The 19,434-nt window shown below is 69.4% G+C and carries 16 protein-coding genes; 4 read left to right on the forward strand and 12 right to left on the reverse strand.

Annotated elements, in window-relative coordinates; all coding sequences use genetic code 11:
* Positions 1 to 4 precede the first annotated feature (4 nt).
* From prcA to arc, 5 genes are all read right to left on the reverse strand, one after another.
* On the reverse strand, positions 5 to 754 hold the full coding sequence (prcA, locus tag P3T39_RS20100; RefSeq protein ID WP_280699654.1) for a proteasome subunit alpha: 750 nt from the start codon (positions 752 to 754) through the stop codon (positions 5 to 7).
* A gap of 36 nt (positions 755 to 790) precedes the next feature.
* Positions 791 to 1,630: a proteasome subunit beta gene (prcB, locus tag P3T39_RS20105; protein WP_280699656.1), complete on the reverse strand. Its 840-nt coding sequence runs from the start codon at positions 1,628 to 1,630 to the stop codon at positions 791 to 793.
* Positions 1,631 to 1,806: 176 nt separating this feature from the next.
* Positions 1,807 to 2,025, reverse strand: coding sequence for a ubiquitin-like protein Pup (locus P3T39_RS20110; protein WP_280699658.1), 219 nt, complete (start codon positions 2,023 to 2,025; stop codon positions 1,807 to 1,809).
* A 174-nt stretch (positions 2,026 to 2,199) separates the two neighbouring features.
* Positions 2,200 to 3,711, reverse strand: coding sequence for a depupylase/deamidase Dop (gene dop / locus P3T39_RS20115; RefSeq protein WP_280699660.1), 1,512 nt, complete (start codon positions 3,709 to 3,711; stop codon positions 2,200 to 2,202).
* A gap of 185 nt (positions 3,712 to 3,896) precedes the next feature.
* Positions 3,897 to 5,663, reverse strand: a complete 1,767-nt coding sequence (gene arc, locus P3T39_RS20120) for a proteasome ATPase (RefSeq protein WP_280699662.1) — start codon at positions 5,661 to 5,663, stop codon at positions 3,897 to 3,899.
* A gap of 282 nt (positions 5,664 to 5,945) precedes the next feature.
* Between arc and P3T39_RS20125 the strand changes: the two genes are divergently transcribed.
* Entirely contained in the window at positions 5,946 to 6,233 is a 288-nt protein-coding gene (locus tag P3T39_RS20125) for a ferredoxin (RefSeq protein ID WP_280699664.1), read from the forward strand.
* A 79-nt stretch (positions 6,234 to 6,312) separates the two neighbouring features.
* A complete protein-coding gene (locus tag P3T39_RS20130; protein ID WP_280699666.1) occupies positions 6,313 to 7,179 on the forward strand; it encodes a DUF4231 domain-containing protein in 867 nt (288 codons plus the stop codon).
* Between the two features lie 2 nt (positions 7,180 to 7,181).
* On the opposite strand, the gene P3T39_RS20135 is transcribed toward P3T39_RS20130, so the two are convergent.
* From P3T39_RS20135 to P3T39_RS20150, 4 genes are all read right to left on the reverse strand, one after another.
* Complete coding sequence (locus P3T39_RS20135) at positions 7,182 to 10,928, reverse strand: toll/interleukin-1 receptor domain-containing protein (protein ID WP_280699668.1); 3,747 nt, start codon at positions 10,926 to 10,928, stop codon at positions 7,182 to 7,184.
* Between the two features lie 187 nt (positions 10,929 to 11,115).
* Positions 11,116 to 11,718: a hypothetical protein gene (locus P3T39_RS20140; protein ID WP_280699670.1), complete on the reverse strand. Its 603-nt coding sequence runs from the start codon at positions 11,716 to 11,718 to the stop codon at positions 11,116 to 11,118.
* A gap of 199 nt (positions 11,719 to 11,917) precedes the next feature.
* Positions 11,918 to 12,874, reverse strand: coding sequence for a tRNA (adenine-N1)-methyltransferase (locus P3T39_RS20145; protein WP_280699672.1), 957 nt, complete (start codon positions 12,872 to 12,874; stop codon positions 11,918 to 11,920).
* 123 nt (positions 12,875 to 12,997) lie between these two features.
* Positions 12,998 to 14,215 carry a site-2 protease family protein gene (locus P3T39_RS20150; protein ID WP_280699674.1) on the reverse strand — a complete coding sequence of 406 codons (1,218 nt, stop codon included), beginning with the start codon at positions 14,213 to 14,215 and terminating at the stop codon, positions 12,998 to 13,000.
* Between the two features lie 297 nt (positions 14,216 to 14,512).
* Here P3T39_RS20150 and P3T39_RS20155 point away from each other — a divergent pair, with 297 nt between their 5' ends.
* Positions 14,513 to 15,496 (forward strand): RecB family exonuclease, encoded by a 984-nt coding sequence (locus P3T39_RS20155; protein ID WP_280699705.1) that lies wholly within the window; start codon positions 14,513 to 14,515, stop codon positions 15,494 to 15,496.
* Positions 15,497 to 16,168, forward strand: a complete 672-nt coding sequence (locus P3T39_RS20160; RefSeq protein WP_045306546.1) for a response regulator transcription factor — start codon at positions 15,497 to 15,499, stop codon at positions 16,166 to 16,168.
* Between the two features lie 67 nt (positions 16,169 to 16,235).
* On the opposite strand, the gene P3T39_RS20165 is transcribed toward P3T39_RS20160, so the two are convergent.
* From P3T39_RS20165 to P3T39_RS20175, 3 genes are all read right to left on the reverse strand, one after another.
* Complete coding sequence (locus P3T39_RS20165) at positions 16,236 to 17,852, reverse strand: ABC transporter substrate-binding protein (protein WP_280699678.1); 1,617 nt, start codon at positions 17,850 to 17,852, stop codon at positions 16,236 to 16,238.
* Positions 17,853 to 18,291: 439 nt separating this feature from the next.
* Positions 18,292 to 18,996 (reverse strand): HAD family phosphatase, encoded by a 705-nt coding sequence (locus P3T39_RS20170; RefSeq protein WP_280699680.1) that lies wholly within the window; start codon positions 18,994 to 18,996, stop codon positions 18,292 to 18,294.
* Between the two features lie 134 nt (positions 18,997 to 19,130).
* Positions 19,131 to 19,434, reverse strand: a 304-nt coding sequence (locus P3T39_RS20175; protein ID WP_280699682.1) for a vitamin B12 dependent-methionine synthase activation domain-containing protein, incomplete at its 5' end; no start/stop codon positions are given.

Here is a 19,434-nt window from a genome sequence, read left to right on the forward strand (position 1 = left end):
CCGGTTACTCCGCCGTGTCGGCGGATGTGTCCTCGTCCGCCGCGGCGCTCTCGTCGCCGCTCAGCAGCCGGCTGAGCTGGCCGCCGAGGATGCGCTTGAACTTGCGCTTCTGGAAGCGCTGGCGGTCCAGCACGGCGACCTCCAGCTGCTCCGGGGTGAGGATGCGCGGAGTGCCGCCGTTGGGGTCGCGGGCGAGGGCGTCCACGGCCACCTTGAGGGCCTCGGTGAGGGTCATCCCGGTGCGGTGGCGCTGGCCGAGGTAGTTGCCGATCGAATCGGCGTTGCCGCCGACCACCACGGTGTTCTTCTCGTCGACCACGGAGCCGTCCGGGGTGAGCCGGTAGATCTGGTCCTCGTCGGCGGTGCGGCCGACCTCGGCCACGATCAGTTCGACCTCGTACGGCTTCTCGCCGACCGAGGAGAAGATGGTGCCGAGTGTCTGGGCGTACACATTGGCCAGGCCGCGGGCGGTCACATCGGCCCGGTCGTAGGAGTAGCCGCGCAGGTCGGCGTAGCGGACGCCGCCGATGCGCAGGTTCTCGAACTCGTTGTAGCGGCCGACCGCGGCGAAGGCGATCTTGTCGTAGATCTCGGAGACCTTGTGCAGGGCCCGGGAGGTGTTCTCGGCGACGAAGAGGACGCCGTCGGTGTAGGTGAGAACGACCACACTGCGGCCGCGCGCGATGCCCTTGCGGGCGTACTCCGCGCGGTCCGCCATGGCCTGCTGGGGGGAGACGTAGAACGGCGTGGACACCGGTGGTCGTCCCTTCTGGTGAGGAGTTCGGCGGACTTAGAGAAGCGGGGCCTGCGGGCCGTCGGGGTGCTCGCGGCGGTGCTCGGTGATGGAGACCGCGATCTCGGAGACCTCGCTGTCGGAGAGCCTGCGGAAGCCGTCCTCGGTGATCAGCGACACGATCGGGAAGATCTTGCGGGCCAGGTCGGGGCCACCGGTGGCCGAGTCGTCGTCGGCCGCGTCGTACAGCGCCTGGACCACCAGGGTGGCGGCCTGATCGGCCGTCAGGCGGTCACGGTAGAGCTTCTTCATCGAGCCGCGGGCGAAGAGCGAGCCCGAGCCGATGGCGGCGAAGCCGCGCTCCTCGGAGCGGCCGCCGGTGACGTCGTAGGTGAAGATCCGGCCCTCGCCGAGGTCCAGGTCGTAGCCGGCGAACATCGGGACGACGGCCAGGCCCTGCATGGCCATTCCGAGGTTGCCCCGGATCATCGTGGTGAGACGGTTGGCCTTGCCCTCCAGGGACAGGACCGCACCCTCGATCTTCTCGTAGTGCTCCAGCTCCAGTTGGAAGAGGCGGACCATCTCCACTGCGAGCCCCGCGGTGCCGGCGATGCCGACCGCGCTGTAGTCGTCGGCCGGGAAGACCTTCTCGATGTCGCGCTGGGCGATCACATTGCCCATCGTGGCCCGACGGTCGCCGGCGATCACCACACCGCCGTCGAAGACCGCGGAGACGATGGTGGTGCCGTGCGGCGCCTGGACGATGCCCTCGGGCAGGCTGCGGTGCCCGGGGAGCAGCTCCGGCTGGTGCTGCGCCAGGAAGTCGACGAACGACGAGGACCCGGGAGTCAGGAAGGCAGCCGGTAGACGCCCGGTGCCACCAGTGTTGGCTTCCACTCGATTCCTTCCAGGTAGATCAGCTTTGGATGCCCCGGACCTTACCCGTTCCGTGGCGTCGATCCACATCGCGGGCCGCCCGAATATCAGCGCATTCGCGCGCAACGAGTCACTCCGACCCATTGCGCGCGAATGCAAACCGTGTCAGATCCGACATTCGGCATCGGACCCAGCTGTCACTGTCCACCCTTCTGGACAAACTGCCGCACGAAATCCTCGGCATTCGACTCCAGGACATCGTCGATTTCGTCCAGAACCGCGTCGACGTCATCGCTCAGCTTTTCCTGGCGTTCCTTGAGGTCCTCGGACTGCTGCGCTTCGGCAGCCTGCTCCTCGACCTCCTCGGAGGAGCGGTTCGCCCGCTGCTGGCCGCCACCGGTGTCCTTGCTCGCCATTTCCCTCACCCCGCTCGATTCGTCTCGCACGGCTGGTCTGTGGTGTTGCTGATCAGACCCTATCGACCGGGCGCTGATTCCGCTCCCAGTTCTCCTTCAACGCTCCGCGCTCCCCCGGATGATTCCCGTTCCGGGGACTGTTCACCCGTGGTGATCGGTAAGTCACCGGGCGTCTCAGCCGCCGGACAGTACCCGGACCAGGTCCTCGGCGGTGTGACAGCGGTCGAGCAGCTCCTTGACGTGGTTCCTGGTGCCGCGCAGCGGCTCCAGGGTGGGGACGCGCTGGAGCGAGTCGCGTCCCGGCAGGTCGAAGATGACCGAGTCCCAGGAGGCCGCGGCGACGTGTTCGGCGTACTGCTCCAGACAGCGGCCGCGGAAATAGGCGCGGGTGTCCTCCGGCGGCTTGGAGACGGCTGCGGTGATCTCCTCGTCGGTCAGCAGCCGCTCGAAGCGGCCACGGGCCACCAGGCGGTTGTAGAGGCCCTTGTCGGGGCGTACGTCGCTGTACTGGAGGTCCACCAGGTGCAGCCTGGGGCTGTCCCAGTCCAGGCCGTCGCGCTGGCGGTAGCCCTCCAGCAGCTCCTTCTTGGCGATCCAGTCGAGCTGCCTGGACAGGCTCATCGGATCGCGCTCCAGGCGGCCGAGGACGTCCTCCCAGCGGGCCAGGACGTCCTTGGTCTGCTCGTCGGCGTCGTGGCCGTAGCGGTCCTCGACGTACTTCTGCGCCAGCTCGCAGTACTCCATCTGGAGCTGGACGGCGGTGAGCTTGCGGCCGCTGCGCAGCGTGATCAGCTGCTCCAGCGAGGGGTCGTGGGAGACCCGGTGCAGAGTGCGGACGGGCTGGTCGACGGCGAGGTCGACGGCGATGAAGGCGTCCTCGATCATCGCCAGCACCAGCGAGGTGGTGCCCAGCTTGAGGTAGGTGGAGATCTCGGAGAGGTTGGCGTCCCCGATGATCACGTGCAGCCGGCGGTACTTCTCCGCATCGGCGTGCGGTTCGTCGCGGGTGTTGATGATCGGGCGCTTGAGGGTGGTCTCCAGACCGACCTCGACCTCGAAGTAGTCCGCCCGCTGGCTGAGCTGGAAGCCGTCCGAGGAGCCGTCCTGGCCCAGGCCCACCCGGCCCGAGCCGGTGACCACCTGGCGGGAGACGAAGAACGGGGTGAGGTGGCGGACGATGTCGGCGAACGGGGTCGCCCGCTTCATCAGGTAGTTCTCGTGGGTGCCGTAGGAGGCGCCCTTGTTGTCGGTGTTGTTCTTGTACAGATGGATCTTCTGCCCATTGGGCAGTTCCAGGGCGCGTAGCGCGGCCTCGGCCATGATCCGCTCCCCGGCCTTGTCCCAGAGCACCGCGTCGCGCGGGTTGGTCACCTCGGGTGAGCTGTACTCGGGGTGCGCGTGGTCCACGTAGAACCGCGCGCCGTTGGTGAGGATGACGTTGGCGAGGCCGATGTCCTCGTCGGTGAGCTGGCTGGCGTCCGCGACGTCCCGCGCGAGGTCGAAACCCCGGGCGTCGCGCAGCGGATTCTCCTCCTCGAAGTCCCACCGGGCCCGCCGCGCCCGGTGCATCGCCGCCGCGTACGCGTTGACGATCTGGGACGAGGTGAGCATGGCGTTGGCGTTGGGGTGCCCCGGCACCGAGATCCCGTACTCGGTCTCGATCCCCATCACGCGCCGTACGGTCATGCGGCCCTCCTTGCCCGGTGCCCTGCCCCGGCCGGGCCTGGCACTGACGTACCGCCTACATCACCATCGCCGGCGGACGCCCCGCCGACGATGGGTCGAGCCTAGTCCCGAGACACACCGTCCGGCTGCGGACGATCCGGGCCCTGTCGGGCCGGTGCCGCAGCCGGACGGTGGTCGGTGACTGTTTACAGGTACTGCCCCGTATTGGCGACAGTGTCGATGGAGCGTCCTGACTCGGCGCCCTGCTTTCCGGTGACCAGGGTGCGGATGAAGACGATCCGCTCGCCCTTCTTTCCGGAGATCCGGGCCCAGTCGTCCGGGTTGGTGGTGTTGGGCAGGTCCTCGTTCTCCTTGAACTCGTCGACGCAGGCGGCGAGCAGGTGGGAGACGCGCAGGCCTCGTTGGCCGTGGTCGAGGAAGTCCTTGATGGCCATCTTCTTCGCCCGGTCCACGATGTTCTGGATCATGGCGCCGGAGTTGAAGTCCTTGAAGTACAGGACCTCCTTGTCACCGTTGGCATAGGTGACCTCCAGGAAACGGTTCTCCTCGGTCTCCGAGTACATCCGCTCCACGACCGACTGGATCATCGCCACCACGGTGGCCTCGACGGAGCCGTCGTGCTCCTTGACGTCGTCCGGGTGGAACGGCAGCGAGTCCTTCAGGTACTTGGAGAAGATGTCCTTGGCCGCCTCGGCGTCCGGGCGCTCGATCTTGATCTTGACGTCCAGTCGTCCAGGACGCAGGATCGCCGGGTCGATCATGTCCTCGCGGTTGGAGGCGCCGATCACGATGACGTTCTCCAGGCCCTCGACACCGTCGATCTCGGCCAGCAGCTGCGGGACGATGGTGTTCTCCACGTCCGAGCTGACACCCGAGCCGCGGGTGCGGAAGAGCGACTCCATCTCGTCGAAGAAGACGATGACGGGCGTGCCCTCGCTCGCCTTCTCCCGAGCCCGCTGGAAGACCAGGCGGATCTGCCGCTCGGTCTCGCCGACGTACTTGTTGAGCAGCTCGGGGCCCTTGATGTTGAGGAAGTAGCTCTTGCCCTGCGGCCGCCCGGTGGCCTCCGCCACCTTCTTGGCCAGGGAGTTGGCCACCGCCTTGGCGATGAGCGTCTTGCCGCAGCCGGGCGGACCGTAGAGCAGCACGCCCTTGGGCGGGCGCAGCTCGTACTCCTTGAACAGGTCGGCGTGCAGGTACGGGAGCTCGACCGCGTCGCGGATCAGCTCGATCTGGTTGCTCAGACCGCCGATCTGCCGGTAGTCGATGTCCGGCACCTCCTCGAGGACGAGCTCCTCGACCTCCGACTTGGGGACGACCTCGTACACGTAGCCGGAGCGGGGCTCCAGCAGGAGGGAGTCCCCGGCGCGCAGGGTGAGGTCGCGCAGCGGCTCGGCGAGCCGGACCACCCGCTCCTCGTCGGTGTGCCCGATGACCAGGGCGCGCTCGCCGTCCTCGAGGACTTCCTTGAGGGTGACGATGTCACCGAGGCTCTCGAAGGCCATCGCGTCCACGATGTTGAGGGCCTCGTTGAGCATCACCTCCTGGCCGCGGCGCAGTTCGTCCAGCTCGACGCTCGGGCTGACGTTGACACGGAGCTTGCGACCGCCGGTGAAGATGTCGGCAGTGCCGTCCTCGTTGGCGCTGAGGAAGGTGCCGAATCCGGCGGGGGGCTGGGCGAGCCGGTCCACTTCCTCCTTGAGCGCCACGATCTGGTCGCGGGCCTCGCGCAGGGTGGATGCGAGCCGTTCGTTCTGGGCGGTTACTCCGGCCAGATTGGTCTGGAGCTCGACGATGCGCTCCTCAAGGATTCTTGAGGTGCGCGGCGAGTCGGCAAGCTTGCGGCGCAGGACGGCAATCTCCTGCTCGAGGTACGAGACCTGAGCGGCCTCGTCGGAACCACGAGCGGGCCTGCCGGCGCTGCGGTTGAAATCGTCATCGTGGGCTGCCACGGTCCTCACCTCCTCCGGGGGGAGCTGGACGCTTCCAGACCCTACCTGCACCCAGGGGTCCGTAAACCCCTAGATCAGAAAGATGGAACGGGCGTGTCCGATCTTCGCCCTTGCATGCTTCCCCTCTGCTAGGGAGATACCCACCGCGCACCACCCAAAGCGGACCAGATGTATCGTCGGTCGAGTCAATATCCGATCGTGACCCGCAGCGGAGCTCGGATCGGTGTACGAATGGCAGGAATGCCCCATCAAGGGCTACCTGGGACAGAAACGGCAGGGGACATGTCGGGCACCGGAGAAGCGCTAGAGGTCTGGATCGATCAGGATCTGTGCACCGGCGACGGCATCTGTGCGCAGTACGCACCGGAGGTCTTCGAGCTGGACATCGACGGCCTGGCCTATGTGAAGGGCGAGGACGACGAACTGCGTCAACAGCCCGGCGAGACCGTGCCGGTGCCGCTGACCCTGCTTCAGGACGTGGTGGACTCCGTCAAGGACTGCCCCGGCGACTGCATCCACGTCCGCCGGGCCGCCGACAAGGTCGAGGTCTACGGCCCCGACGCGGAATAACCCCCTCCGGGATCCGACTCCCCGTCAGACCCCCTACCCTCAGTTGCTGTCGCGACAGCACGGGTGGGAGCAACGGGACATGTCGATAGAAGCGGTATGGGGACAGCAGAGCGTCTGGTCGCAGGCAGCGGACCGGCTGAAACGCTCGATCGGCCGGGCCCGCATCCTGGTGCTGGCCCTGGGCGTCGTGGCAGCGGCAACGGCCACCGCCTCGTCCCAGACCATGGGCGCCGACCCGCTGTTGGGCAAGGTACTGGCGTTCGCGGCGGCCGCGGCCGCCGGCGCGACCCCGTTCGCCGCACAGCACGCCGGCTCGCAGCGAGTACGCGACTGGACCCGGCTGCGCGCGGTCTCCGAGGCTTTCAAGTGCGAGACGTACACCTACCTCGCCGAGGTCGGCGCGTACCGGCCCAAGCCCTCCGAGGCCGCCCTTGCCGAGCGGATCGGCCGGCTGCGGGCGGACTCCGCCGACCTGCTGCGCCACACCGTCGCACTGTCGGCCAGGGACCGGGAACTGCCTCCGGTGTCGGACGCGGACACCTATGTCGAGCGGCGGCTGCGGGCCCAGATCGACGGCTACTACCGGCCACGCGCCGAACTGATGGCCCGCAGGACGGCAGCCGTACGGCGCGCGGAGATCGCGCTCGGTGTCCTGGGTGCCGTACTGGCGGCAGCCGCCGGTGCGTTCGCGCTCGACTGGGCCGGCGGCTGGGTGGCGGTGGGAGCAAGCGTGACCCTCGCGGTGACCGCCCACGGCGCGGCGGCCAAATACGACTACCAGCAGCTGGAGTTCAGCCGCACGTCGGTCGAACTGGAGCGGCTGCACGCCCAGTGGTCCACCGGCTCCGTCCGCACCACCGAGGCGATCGACGCCTTCGTCTCGCGCTGCGAGGACATCATCTCGGTGCAGAACGACGCCTGGATGGTCAAGGTGGCCGAAGAGTGACCTCAACAGGTGGGCAGATAGCGCTCCTTGGGGGCGGTCGTGGTCCACTCGCGGCGCAGCAGCGGGCGGCCGACCAGGGCGCAGAGGCTGTTCTTCCAGGCTGACGGATCGACCAGAGCGGAGAACACCGTTCCGTCGGCGACGGCCACGGCACGGGTGCCGTCGGCGGTCAGCTGCTCGACCGACCCGTTGCTCCCCACGCGGGCGACAACCGGGCCGATTCTCGTGTGGTGCTGAAGGTCCCAGAGCTGGACGGCGCCACCGTCCACGCTGGCGTCCAGGGTGACGACCGCGACGCCGGTGAGGCTGGTGACCTGGACCGAGCGGATCTGGTAGCCGATGTCGAGCTGTGTCCCCACCTGCTGATGGGTACTTGCATCCCGGATCACCAGGGACCGCAGGTCGGTCGAGGGTGCGACGAGGGCCCGGCCGTCCTGGCTGAACGTGACGGCGTAGGCTGCAGCCGGTGACGTCGACCAGACGGCTTTGCCAGTCGTGGTGTCCCACTGGGTGAGGACGTACTGACGGTCCACGGTGGCCAGCCAGCGCCCGTCCGGGCTAAGGGCCATGGCGTCGAGATAGCCCGATGTGGCCCACCGGTGGACGACCTGTCCTGAGGTCAAGTCCCAGACGTAGACGGCCATCGCCTGCTGCACCCCGACGTACAGGCGCCGCCCGTCGGGGGCGAAGGCCAGACCGTTGACCGACTCCCGGGAGTCGGAGTGGCTGGGACTGTCCAGTACCGCCTCGCGCGCCCCGCTGGGCAGGGCGAAGACCTCGACGAGCGCTCTCATCCGCCGGTCCGACTTGGTTGCGTCGGCAGCTGTGATCAGCTCGCTCACTGCCAGCTGCGAACCGTCCCGGCTGTACGCGATCAGCTGCCCGGTACCGCTGAGCCGAATCGGTTCCCGGACCACTCGGCCGGTACGGATGTCGAACAACCGCAGGGCGGTGCCGTCCACCATCGCGACGGTGCCGCCGTCGGGGCTCACCGCCGAGAACAGGTGCGGGGCTTTCAGGCCGTCGACCGGGATCTGGGAGACGAAGCGACCGCCCGGTCCACGGTCCCAGACGGCGAGAGTGCCGGACTCGGTGCGACCGGCGGCCCTTCGGCCATCGGCGGTGAGAGCAATCGGCCGACCCGGAGCCGCGCTTTCGACGGGCTGTACCGCACCGCTGTCGTTGTCACCACCTGAAGTCAGCACCATGCCATCTGTCGACGCGGTGCCCATCAGCGTGGCCAGCTGCTCATCCGTGGCGGGCCCGCTCACCGCCTTGCCGTCCTTCGTCAGCTGGTCAGCGCTGACGTCGCCGACCTTCGTGCGCCCCTGGAGGTCCCATACGGCGAATTGAAGCTCAGTGCCCTTCCTGAGCAGCACGCGGCGACCGTCCTCGGACACCGCCTGCATCGTCCGCGCTAGCCAGCCCTGCTCTGGTCTCCAGGGTTGGCCGTGCCCCCCGGCAGGTACGACCTCGGCGCTGCCGTCGTGGTCGGCAACCGGTTCGTCGGCGGCCGTCCACCCTTCGATGGTCGGGTTGTCCGCGATATGGGTGTCGTTGCCCGCGTCGGGCGCCTGGAGGTCGCGCAGCCAGGTCTCGCCGTCCTGCTGGCACCACGCCCACCGGCCTGAGGGACTCAACGACATTGCCAGGCAGTAGCGTTGCGATACCTCACGGCGCTCGGGCACGCTCCAGATCTGGGCCAGCCAGTTGCCGTCCCCGACCAGGGTGCGGCCGTCGGCGCTCAGACCGCCGGTCCAGGTGGCCACCAGGGCGGTCCCTTCCATGAGATCGAAGGAGGCCGTCTCGCGCATCGTCGTGGTGTCGGTGACGGTGATCCGGGTGCCGCTCAGCAGCGCCACCAGCCGGCCGTCCGCGCTCATCCCGCGCCCGCGCTCGTTCGGCAGTACGCCGCGCAGTGTGCCGCGCAGATGCCAGTCTCCGGTATCCCACACCTGCGTCGTGCCGTTCGTCAGCTCGACCGCGAGCGTGGAACCGTCCGCACTGAAGGCGAAGCCCTGCACCGCGGCACCGCCCTCGCCCAGGCCCGGCAGGACCTTCACCGCGTGGTTGAAGCGCGTCAGCCGATCGGCCATCGCATTGCGGGCCTCGGCCGTGTCGTACGTCCCGTACGCGGCTGCGGCCAGCAGCGATGAGGTGTCGATCCGGCCGCCGGACTGGTTCGCCGACGCGACCACGAGCGCACGTGAGAGGGTCTGGCGGCGCTGGGTCTCCGCCTGCGACTGGACCGCCACCACGAGGGAGGAGAGTCCCGCGAGGACGAGCAGGACCGAGACGACCGCTGTCCTGAAGCGGAGCCTGCGCCGCCGCAGTGCCTGCCCGCTGGCCTCGATGAACCTGTGCTGCTGCTCGGTGAGTTCGGCCCGGAATGACGGGTCGTTCGGGACGTAGTCGCGCAGCCACCGGGCGGCACGCAGCTCGTCCTCGCGGAGCAGGAAGCCGTCGCTGCGCCCGCTCTCCCACCACTCGTGCGCCTGGAGGCCGAGCCTGGTGTGTCCCGAGACCCAGCGGTGTTCCTGCGCGGTGAAGGCGACGACGCGGCGTACGTCCTCCTCGAAGCGCTCGGGGCGCGACATGTCGAGCCGCTGGAACTCGGTCAACTCGTCCCAGCCGGCCTCGCGCAGGGCAGCCGTGGTGCCGGTGGCCAGTTCCGCTTCGATCACCACGGGGAGGATCCGCTTGCGCTCCTCGATCGCCTGGCGGACCTCGTCCCAGCAGTACGGCGAGGCAAGCGAACTGCGGCTGACCAGGACGACCATGGCGTCGGATTCGCGGATGCCGTCGGCGATCGACCTGCGCCACTTCTCGGACGGCTTGATCGCCTGCCAGTCGACCCAGATCTCCCGGACGTGGCCCTCCAGACGGTCGGTGACGGACCGGGCGAAGTCGGTGTCCCGGCGCGAGTAGCTGAGGAAGACCTTCCCGCCCGAGCCGAGCTCCTCGTTGGCGAACGGAATGCGCGCCGTCGCCGCACGTACGGCCGCCTCCCGGGCGGCCAGTGTGGCCAGGCCCGCGACCAGTCCGGCGCCGGCCGGGAGCAGCGGCCAGTACGACTGCTCGAAGGACGGGCCGGCGAGGCTGGTGTGGATCTGACCGTCCAGCCAGGCGTACCCGTCGGCGAGCGGCTGCCAGCGCTTCGCGAACTCCAACTCGCCGTACGCCACGGGCAGCACGATGCGGCGCACGGCCCAGGCGAACGCTCCGAGGCCGGCCGCTGTGGTGGCGGCGCCCAGGGCCAGGAACCGTTCCAGGACCCGGGTCCGGGATGATTCGGCCTCACCGGCCCGGCCGCCGGACCGCTCCAGGCCGACACCGGTGAAGGCCACGGTGCCCAGATACAGCAGGACGGCTGTCGCGGAGAGCGTCCACCGGTAGAGCGGCTCCAACGGCTGGACCAGCAGGAGGCTGGCCGCCGTCACCCCTGTCAGCAGGGCCGTCAGTACGAGCTGCTCCAGGGCGATCAGCTGTCGCCAGGCCCAGGTGAACCGGATGTCCTTGGCGGCATGGTGGCGCAGGACGAATTCGAGGTTGGCCACCTGCGGACTGAAGGCCAGTCCGGGGACCAGCAGTCCCACCAGGGCCGCGAGCGGCCCGAAGAACGGGACGCAGACCAGCCATGACACGGCGCAGGACATCAGCCAGGCCGTGCGCCGGTTCCTGCTCAGCTGCGCCACCGACGCGAACCGCCGTCCGGCAATCCCCGCCAAAGCGGCTGTCACCCGTGCCATGCCTCTCCCCCGATCCAGGCCGGGGGCCATCATAGGGCGCACCGCACACGCGGCCGATCACGCACCGACCCGGGGACGCGGGCTCTGCTCGGTCGACCGTGTCCGCGAAGACGGCAGGCGTCGGAAACGCGGGCGGCACCGTCACACCGGCGCACAGCCCTCCGGGACTTGTCCCTGCGGACCGTGCTCAGACCTGGCCTGCGGGGGCCTTCGTCTCGGTGCGGGTCCACTCGGTGCCGTGCCGGGTCCAGCTGAGGCTGAGCACGAGATCGGGGGCGAAGCGCGGGACGTTCGCGCTGGAGTAGCCCTTGGCGCGGCCGATTATGGTGCCGTCGCTGCGCAGCTTGAGCTCGGTGAAAGTGAGTCGGTCGGCCTCGGTGACCAGGCTGGCCCGGACGGCCGGGCGGCCGTCGGGACCGGTCGTGAGCAGGAAGACGGCGTCGCTCGGGGTGCCGTTCGGGGCCGCGCAGTGGGCGGCGGCGACCGTGCTCGGAACGCCGTCCAGCCTGGCGCCGAAGCTCAGCGCTATCGTGACCGGGAACGGGCCGCAGTCCAGGGGAAGTTGGGCTTTAGCCGGGTCCGGCGCCGCGGCCGCGGGCAGCGCCTCCACGGGCTCCGGGCCCGGCGTGGGCCGCCCCTGCGCCGGGGTGGCGGCCAGCGCGCCCACCACGACGGCGCCGCAGGCGGCGGCCACCACGGCCCAGTGCCGGATCCTGGGACGGGCGTGCACGGGATTGATGGCCTGGTCCTTCATCGGGGTCTGGCGAACCGTCTCGACTGCTTCCTGCACCGGGCAGTCCCCTCCACGGCGGTGGTCTGAGGCAGCATCGTCCCATAAACCGGCGCACTTCGGTGCACGCGGGAGCGTTCAGGGCGCACGGCGGACAACCCTCGTGGAAGAGCTGACGCATCGCCGTCGACCGTGCAAAGTTCAGGGGCGCGGGGTCTGCTCGAAAGCAGAACCCCGCGCCCCTGGATTGCGCTGCTGGTCAGCCGAGGTCGGGCTCTTCGGTCGCCGTGACGGCGGCCTTACGGGCGGCGGCACGTTCCTGCAGGCTGGGCTCGGTAGAGCCGTTGTCGTAGTCCTCGCCGTACGCGCCCTTGGCGGGGCGGCGGCGGCGCAGCGGCGGCTCGACGCCGTCCGCGAGCCGACGGGAGGTCAGCAGGAAGCCGGTGTGGCCGATCATGCGGTGGTCCGGGCGGACGGCCAGGCCCTCGACGTGCCAGGTGCGGACCATGGTCTCCCAGGACTGCGGCTCGGTGAAGGTGCCGTGCTCGCGCAGCGCCTCGACGGTGCGCGACAGCTGGGTGGTGGTGGCCACGTAGCAGCAGATCAGGCCGCCGGGGACGAGCGCCTTGGAGGCGACGTCCAGGCACTCCCAGGGAGCGAGCATGTCGAGGATGATCCGGTCGACCTCGGTCTCCACCAGGTTGTCCTGGAGGTCGCCCACGGTGAGCTTCCAGGCCGGGTGCGGGCCGCCGAAGTAGCGCTCGACATTGCCCTTGGCGATGTCCGCGAAGTCCTGGCGGCGCTCGTAGGAGGCGAGCAGGCCGGTGTCACCGACGGCGCGCAGCAGGTAGGTGCTGAGCGCGCCGGAGCCGACGCCGGCCTCGACGACGCGGGCACCCGCGAAGATGTCGGCCATCGCCAGGATCTGCCCCGCGTCCTTGGGGTAGATCACGGCGGCGCCGCGCGGCATGGACAGGACGTAGTCGGGGAGCAGGGGGCGCAGCGCGAGATACGGGACGTTGCCCGTGGTGCGCACGACAGTGCCCTCGGGGGCGCCGATCAGCTCGTCGTGGGGGAACGCACCCTTGTGGGTGTGGAACTGGTTCCCGGCCTGGAGCGTGAACGTGTAGTGGCGGCCCTTGGGGTCGGTCAGCTGGACCTGGTCCCCGACCTGGAAGGGCCCGCGTCGGCGGGTGGCACCGGTCGGTTCGGACATGCGGACAATCCTAAGGGAACGGGAACGTTCCACCGACCACGTGCTCCCCGGCCGGCCGGCGCAGCGGCCCCGCACCGGCTCGGCGGGATCCTCGGGGCTCGGGGAACCGGTCCGGGTCCGGGCTCAGGAGGCGACCGGACGGCCCGCGACCGCGGCGCTGAGGCGGCGCTCGATGTCGGCGAGCGACAGCACCCCGTACGCGCTGCCGTCCGGCCGGACGACCAGGTACTCGCTGGCGGGGGTACGGCGCAGCGCTGCCAGCAGCTCCTCGCCGCTCAGGTCGACGCTCAGCCGCAGACCCGGTTCCAGGGCCCGGGCGAGCGGACCGACGGCGACCCACGGGCGGCGGTGCTCCGGCACCGACCGCACGGCGGACTCCTTGACCAGTGCCGTGGGCTCGCCCCGGCCGTCCACGACCACGACCGCCCCCGCCTCGGCCTCGCGGGCCCGGCGCAGTGCCTCGCCCAGCGGCGTGTCGGCGGTGACCTCGACCGCGCGGCGGGCCAGTTCGCCGATCCGCAGGGAGGGCAGCGCCTCCTTCAGCCTGGCGTTGCGGACGGCGCCGCTCGCACCGCTCCAGATGATCACGGCGAGGACCGCGGAGAGCGCCCCGTCGATCAGGCTGTCGGTCGTCGTGCGGTCCACGCCGCGCGAGGCCGCGACCATGGGCAGACCGAAGAGCACGGCCAGCGCGAGCACGCGTCCTGCCCAGGCTGCGGCCACCGTCCCGGCCATCGGGCGGCCGGTGACGCCCCAGACCAGGGCTCGCAGCATCCGGCCGCCGTCCAGCGGCAGTCCGGGCAGCAGGTTGAACGCGGCCACCACCAGGTTGCTGACCATCAGCCCGGCCAGCAGTACACCCGGGACGGTCGCCGGTTCGACCGCGAGCAGCGCGAGATAGAACAGACCGCCCAGCAGCAGCGAGAGCAGCGGCCCGACGAAGGCCAGCCAGAACTCGCGGGCCGGTGACTCGGCCTCCTTCTCGATCTCCGAGACACCACCGAAGAACTGGAGCTGGATCCGCCGCACGCCGAGCTTGTAGTGCAGCGCGACCAGGGTGTGGGCGAGCTCGTGGACGAGGACCGAACCGTAGAAGGCGATGGCGAAGGAGAGCGAGACCAGGTAGCGGGCGGCACCCAGTTCGGGCAGGACGTTGGTGAGTTGGCCGCCGAAGATCCAGGTGATCAGGGCGGCGATGACGAACCAGGACGGCGTGACGTAGATCGGCACGCCGAACGGGCGCCCCATCAGGATCCCGCCGGACCGCTCCGGTCCGCCGGGTTTCCCGGCCCCGTCGGTCGGCGGTTGTGCGGAGGTCTGCTGCCCCCTGATGTCACTCACCGTGGCCCCTTCGATAGGTCCGTACGTCCCCCCACTGTGCGCCCACGCTACGTGATCTCCAACGGAAATCCCCGTGCGCCCCTCATACCGACGTCATACCCGCTCACACCGGGCCGATCCGCGGCGGCGCCTGCGACGAGGCTGATTCCCGGGGTGCGGCCCAGCCGACCGCAGGCCCCCCTGGGGCCGCAGTGTCGGCGGCTTGGCAGCGAGATGTGAGCGGGGGGCAATAGGGTCGGGGTTATGCACCAGAGCGACAGCGTCCCGATCACCGCGCCCGTCGTGCCCCGGCAGGCCATGGCGCCGACGGGGCTGTCCCCGTCACGGGCGGGGGACTTCATGACCTGCCCGCTGCTCTACCGGCTGCGGGTGATCGACCGGCTGCCCGAGCCACCGAGCGCTGCGGCGACCCGCGGCACGGTGGTGCACGCGGTGTTGGAGCGGCTCTTCGACCACGCGCCCGCCGAGCGCACCCCCGAACGCGCGCTGAGCCTGCTGCGCCCGCAGTGGCAGCGGCTGCTGTCCGAGCGCCCGGAGCTCGCGGAGCTCTTCCCCGGGAACGATGAACAGATCCCCCGGAACGACGGGCAGAGCCCCGGGAACAGTGAACAGAGCCCCGGGAACGACGGGCAGAGCCCGGGAGACGCGGACAGCAGCGCGCTGGCCCGGTGGCTGGGCGATGCGGAGAAGCTGCTCGGCCAGTGGTTCCGGCTGGAGGACCCGACCCGGCTGCACCCCGTGGAGCGCGAGCTGTACGTGGAGACGGTGCTGGATTCCGGCCTGCTGCTGCGCGGCTACATCGACCGGGTCGATGTAGCGCCGACCGGCGAGGTCCGGCTGGTGGACTACAAGACCGGGCGGGCGCCCTCGCGGGACTTCGAGGGCAAGGCCATGTTCCAGATGAAGTTCTACGCCCTGGTGGTGTGGCGCTGGAAGGGCGTGATCCCCAAGCGGCTCCAGCTGGTCTACCTCGGCGGCAAGGGCGACGTGGTCACGTACGACCCGGACGAGGCCGATCTGCTGGCGGTGGAGCGGAAGTTGGAGGCACTCTGGGAGGCGATCTCCAGCGCGGTGGCCACCGGCCGCTTCCCGGCCACCCGAAACCGACTGTGCGACTGGTGCGATCATCAGGCAAGCTGCCCGGAGTTCGGTGGCACTCCCCCGCCCTACCCGCTGCCGATCCAGGCGGGCCCCGACGGCGACCTCCCCGGCGCCAGGGGATCAGGCAGGCTCGCCGGCGAGATGAGCGACGTGAGCGACGAAAGCAACAAGGAGTCGTAGGTGACGATCCGAGTGCTGCTGGTCGACGACCAGCCACTGCTGCGCACCGGTTTCCGGATGATCCTGGAAGCCGAGTCCGACCTGGTGGTGGTCGGCGAGGCCGGGGACGGTCAGCAGGCGCTGGAGCAGGTACGGGCGCTCCAGCCCGACGTGGTGCTGATGGACATCCGGATGCCCCGGATGGACGGGGTGGAGGCCACCCGCCGGATCGCCGGCCCCGGCCGGGACGGCCCGGTCAAGGTCCTGGTGCTGACCACCTTCGACCTGGACGAGTACGTGGTCGAGGCGCTGCGCGCCGGGGCCAGCGGGTTCCTGCTCAAGGACGTCCCGGCCGAGGAGCTGGTGCAGGCGATCCGGGTGGTCGCGGACGGCGCGGCGATGCTGGCGCCGAGCATCACCCGCCGCCTGCTGGACATGTACGCCACCAAGCTGCCCTCGGGCGACGAGGCGCCGCCGCAGGCGCTGACCGCGCTGACCGAGCGCGAGGTGGAGGTGCTCAAGCTGGTCGCCCGCGGCCTGTCGAACGCCGAGATCGCCGGCGAACTGTTCGTCAGCGAGACCACGGTGAAGACGCACGTCGGCCATGTGCTGACCAAGCTTCAGCTGCGCGACCGGGTGCAGGCCGCGGTGTACGCCTACGAGAGCGGCCTGGTCAGACCCGGCGCGCTCTGAATCCCCGCCCCGCACGACGAAGGGCGGCCCTTCCCCACCGGGAAGAGCCGCCCTTCGTCGTATCAGCTCACTTCTTGATGCGGCCGATCTCCCAGAAGCGGAAGACGCCCGAGGTGTCCACGGTGTTCTCCACCCCGGTGATGTTGTTGCGCGAGACGTAGAACGCCTTGCTCTGGAACAGCGGGACCACCGGAGCCGCGTCCGCGACCATGTTCTGGATCTGCGCGTAGTCGCCGCCCGCCGTGCGGTCGGTCTGCTTGAGGCCCTCGGGCACCAGCTTCTGCGAGATCTTCGGGTCGTCCCAGCTGTTGTGGAAGACACCGCCGTCCAGCAGCAGCGGGCTGACGAAGTCGTCCGGGTCCGGGTAGTCGGAGGTCCAGCTCACGAGGTAGGCCTGGTAGGCGCCGGACTTCCAGCCCTCCTGGTACTTCGTGAAGTCGCTCTCGTGCTGGAGGGTCACCTGGAACAGGCCGCCGTCCTCCAGCTGCTTCTTGATCGCGTCGACCTCACCGGTACCCGCACGGCTGCGGGACGACGCGATGTTCAGCTTGATCGGGACCGGGAGCTGGACCTTGGCGTCGGAGAGCTTCTTCTTCGCCTTGGCGACGTCCGGGTCACCGTACTTGTCGAAGAAGGCGGTGTTGTGGCCGGTGATCCCGGCCGGGATGATCGAGTAGAGCGGCTGCACGGTCTGGGCGTACACATCGCGGGCGAGCGCCTTGCGGTCGAGCAGCTGCGCCACCGCCTGCCGGACGGCCTGGTTGCCGCCCGTGGCGTCCTTGGTGTTGAAGACCAGGAAGCGGGTCTCACCGCTGTCGCCCTCGGCCACCTTGAAGTCGCTCTTGCCCGCCAGCTGATCGTCCTTCAGCTTGGCGGCGCTGGCCGGGTCGAGGCTGTTGTTGTCGGCGAGGTCGATGTCGTGCTTGTCCAGGGCCGCCTTGAGGTCCTCGGGCTTGTCGAAGTAGCGCACCACGAACTTGTTGTTCTGGAGCTTGGCGTCGCCGCCGTACTGGCTGTTGGCGGAGAGGGTGACCTTGCCGATCGCGTGCGAATCGCTGCCCGCGAGGTCCTCGATCGAGTCGATCTTGTACGGGCCCGAACCGACGAGCTTGTCGTTGGGCAGCAGCTTGTCGGCAGGGAAGACCTGGTGGTCCACGATCGACCCGGCGGCGGAGGCCAGCTTGGCCGGGAGCACCGCGTCCGGGGCGTTCAGGTGGAAGACCACCTCGGAGTCGCCCTTGGCCTCGACCGACTTGATGGTGGAGAGCAGCGAGGCCGCACCGCTCGGGTCGTTGATCTTCAGCAGGCGCTGGATCGAGAAGACGACGTCCTCATTGGTCAACGGGTGCCCGTTGGAGAACTTCAGCCCGCTGCGCATGGTGCACTGGTACGTGATCGCGTCCGCACCGGTGAACGAGCAGGACTGCGCCGCGTCGGGCTTCGGGGAGCTGGCACCGGAGGGGAACTTCAGCAGCGACTGGAAGGTGTTGTTGAGCACCAGCCAGGAGCCCGTCTCGTACGTACCGGCCGGGTCGAGCACCTTGGTGACGTTGACCGTGCCCATCGTGATCGGGCCGTTCGAGTCACCGCCCGTGACGGCCTTGGTGGCCGAGGCGCAGCCGGCCGCCGTGGTGGCGACCAGCACGGCACAGCCGAGCACGGCCAGTCGATTGGCTGAGGTCATGCGGATACGTTCCTTCTCCTGCGGGCCGGCTGTGGGTGCCGATGGCTGCCGCGCGACGCGCCTGGGTGTGGCGAACGCCTGCGGGTCCGTACGGCCGCACGACCGCGGACCCGGTGGGATCACCCAGCGGTGGCGGTGGTGCGGTGGGGAGTTCTCGGGCAGCTGTGGTTGGGGACACTGGTCGGATGTAGCGTGCCATATCGAACACGTCCGAATATCACCTGTTGATACCCACAGCAGCCGATCTGACGGTCAATCAGTCGGGCCGATCGGCGACTTGTCAGTCAATGTCCGTTTTCTCCCCTACTGCGAACACAGTGCGCCGTCGTACGACCGGAGAAGCCAGGTCCGTGAGAGACCAATATCACATTGCGGTCAGGTATGAATTCGCAGTAAACGACCTGCATGGAACTGACACACCATCAGCAGGATCGGGGCGTCAGACCCGGGCTGCGACCACCGAGCGCAGCAGCTCCAGATCGAGCTGCTCCAGCGAGGCCAGCACCGTGCGCCCGGGGCCCGGCTCGATCGGGGCGACGGAGGGCACCGCGATGACCGGGCAACCCGCGGCCTGGCCGGCCTGGACGCCGAGCGGCGCGTCCTCGACCACCACACAGCGGCCGGGTTCGGCGCCGAGGCGGGCGACGGCGGCGAGGTAGGGGTCCGGGTGCGGCTTGGTCCTGGCCACTTCGTCCCCGGCGACCGAGAACGCGAAGTGCTGGGCACCCAGACTCTGCAGCACGATGTCGATGATGTGGCGGTGCGAGGCGGAGACCAGGGCGGCCGGAATACCGTGCGCGTTCAGGGTGTTGAGGAGCCGCTCCGCACCCGGCATCAACGGGACACCGCCCGCCAGCAGGTCCACGAAGCGCTGGTTGATCAGTACGGTGAGATCGGCCGGGGCGAGGTCCACACCGGTCCGGGCGAGCAGGTAGTCGATCACGCGGCTCATCGGCCCGCCGACCACCTGGGCCCGGTCCGCCTCGGTGAGCTCGTGGCCCAGCTCGGCGAAGAGCGAGAACTCGGCCTGCCACCAGAAGTCCTCGGTGTCCACCAGAGTCCCGTCCATGTCCAGCAGCACCGCCTGCAGACCGCGACCGTCGGTGTGGTCGAGTCCTTGGGCAGCCGTGGAGATGGTGGTCATGGGAAGAGGTCCTTCCGTCCAGGGAACCTGGGGATGGCACAGGCCGACCCGCTGGTGAGCGGACCGGCCCGTTCAGGATGATCCAGGATACGCCCCGTTCGCCGAAATAGGGCGAACGGAGCGCAGCCTCCGCGTTACCGCGCGTTGAAGTACTTGGCCTCGGGGTGGTGGATGACGATCGCGTCGGTGGACTGTTCCGGGTGGAGCTGGAACTCCTCTGAGAGCACCACTCCGATCCGTTCGGGCTTCAGGAGTTCGGCGATCTTGGCGCGGTCCTCCAGTTCGGGGCAGGCGCCGTAGCCGAGGGAGAAGCGGGCGCCCCGGTACTTCAGGGCGAACATGTCGCGGACGTCCTGGGGGTCCTCGTCGCCGAAGCCGAGTTCGTAGCGGACCCGGGCGTGCCAGAACTCGGCGAGTGCCTCGGCGAGCTGGACGGAC

This window comes from Kitasatospora sp. GP82, assembly GCF_029892105.1.
Classification (GTDB): domain Bacteria; phylum Actinomycetota; class Actinomycetes; order Streptomycetales; family Streptomycetaceae; genus Kitasatospora.

Excerpts from the sequence above, each read along its gene's own strand:
- P3T39_RS20125 (WP_280699664.1), top strand. The coding sequence starts at position 5,946 with ATGTCGGGCACCGGAGAAGCGCTAGAGGTCTGGATCGATCAGGATCTG.
- P3T39_RS20130 (WP_280699666.1), top strand. The coding sequence starts at position 6,313 with ATGTCGATAGAAGCGGTATGGGGACAGCAGAGCGTCTGGTCGCAGGCA.
- dop (WP_280699660.1), bottom strand. The coding sequence starts at position 3,711 with ATGACCGTACGGCGCGTGATGGGGATCGAGACCGAGTACGGGATCTCG.
- P3T39_RS20110 (WP_280699658.1), bottom strand. The coding sequence starts at position 2,025 with ATGGCGAGCAAGGACACCGGTGGCGGCCAGCAGCGGGCGAACCGCTCC.
- P3T39_RS20170 (WP_280699680.1), bottom strand. The coding sequence starts at position 18,996 with ATGACCACCATCTCCACGGCTGCCCAAGGACTCGACCACACCGACGGT.
- P3T39_RS20155 (WP_280699705.1), top strand. The coding sequence starts at position 14,513 with ATGGCGCCGACGGGGCTGTCCCCGTCACGGGCGGGGGACTTCATGACC.
- P3T39_RS20135 (WP_280699668.1), bottom strand. The coding sequence starts at position 10,928 with ATGGCACGGGTGACAGCCGCTTTGGCGGGGATTGCCGGACGGCGGTTC.
- P3T39_RS20145 (WP_280699672.1), bottom strand. The coding sequence starts at position 12,874 with ATGTCCGAACCGACCGGTGCCACCCGCCGACGCGGGCCCTTCCAGGTC.
- P3T39_RS20165 (WP_280699678.1), bottom strand. The coding sequence starts at position 17,852 with ATGACCTCAGCCAATCGACTGGCCGTGCTCGGCTGTGCCGTGCTGGTC.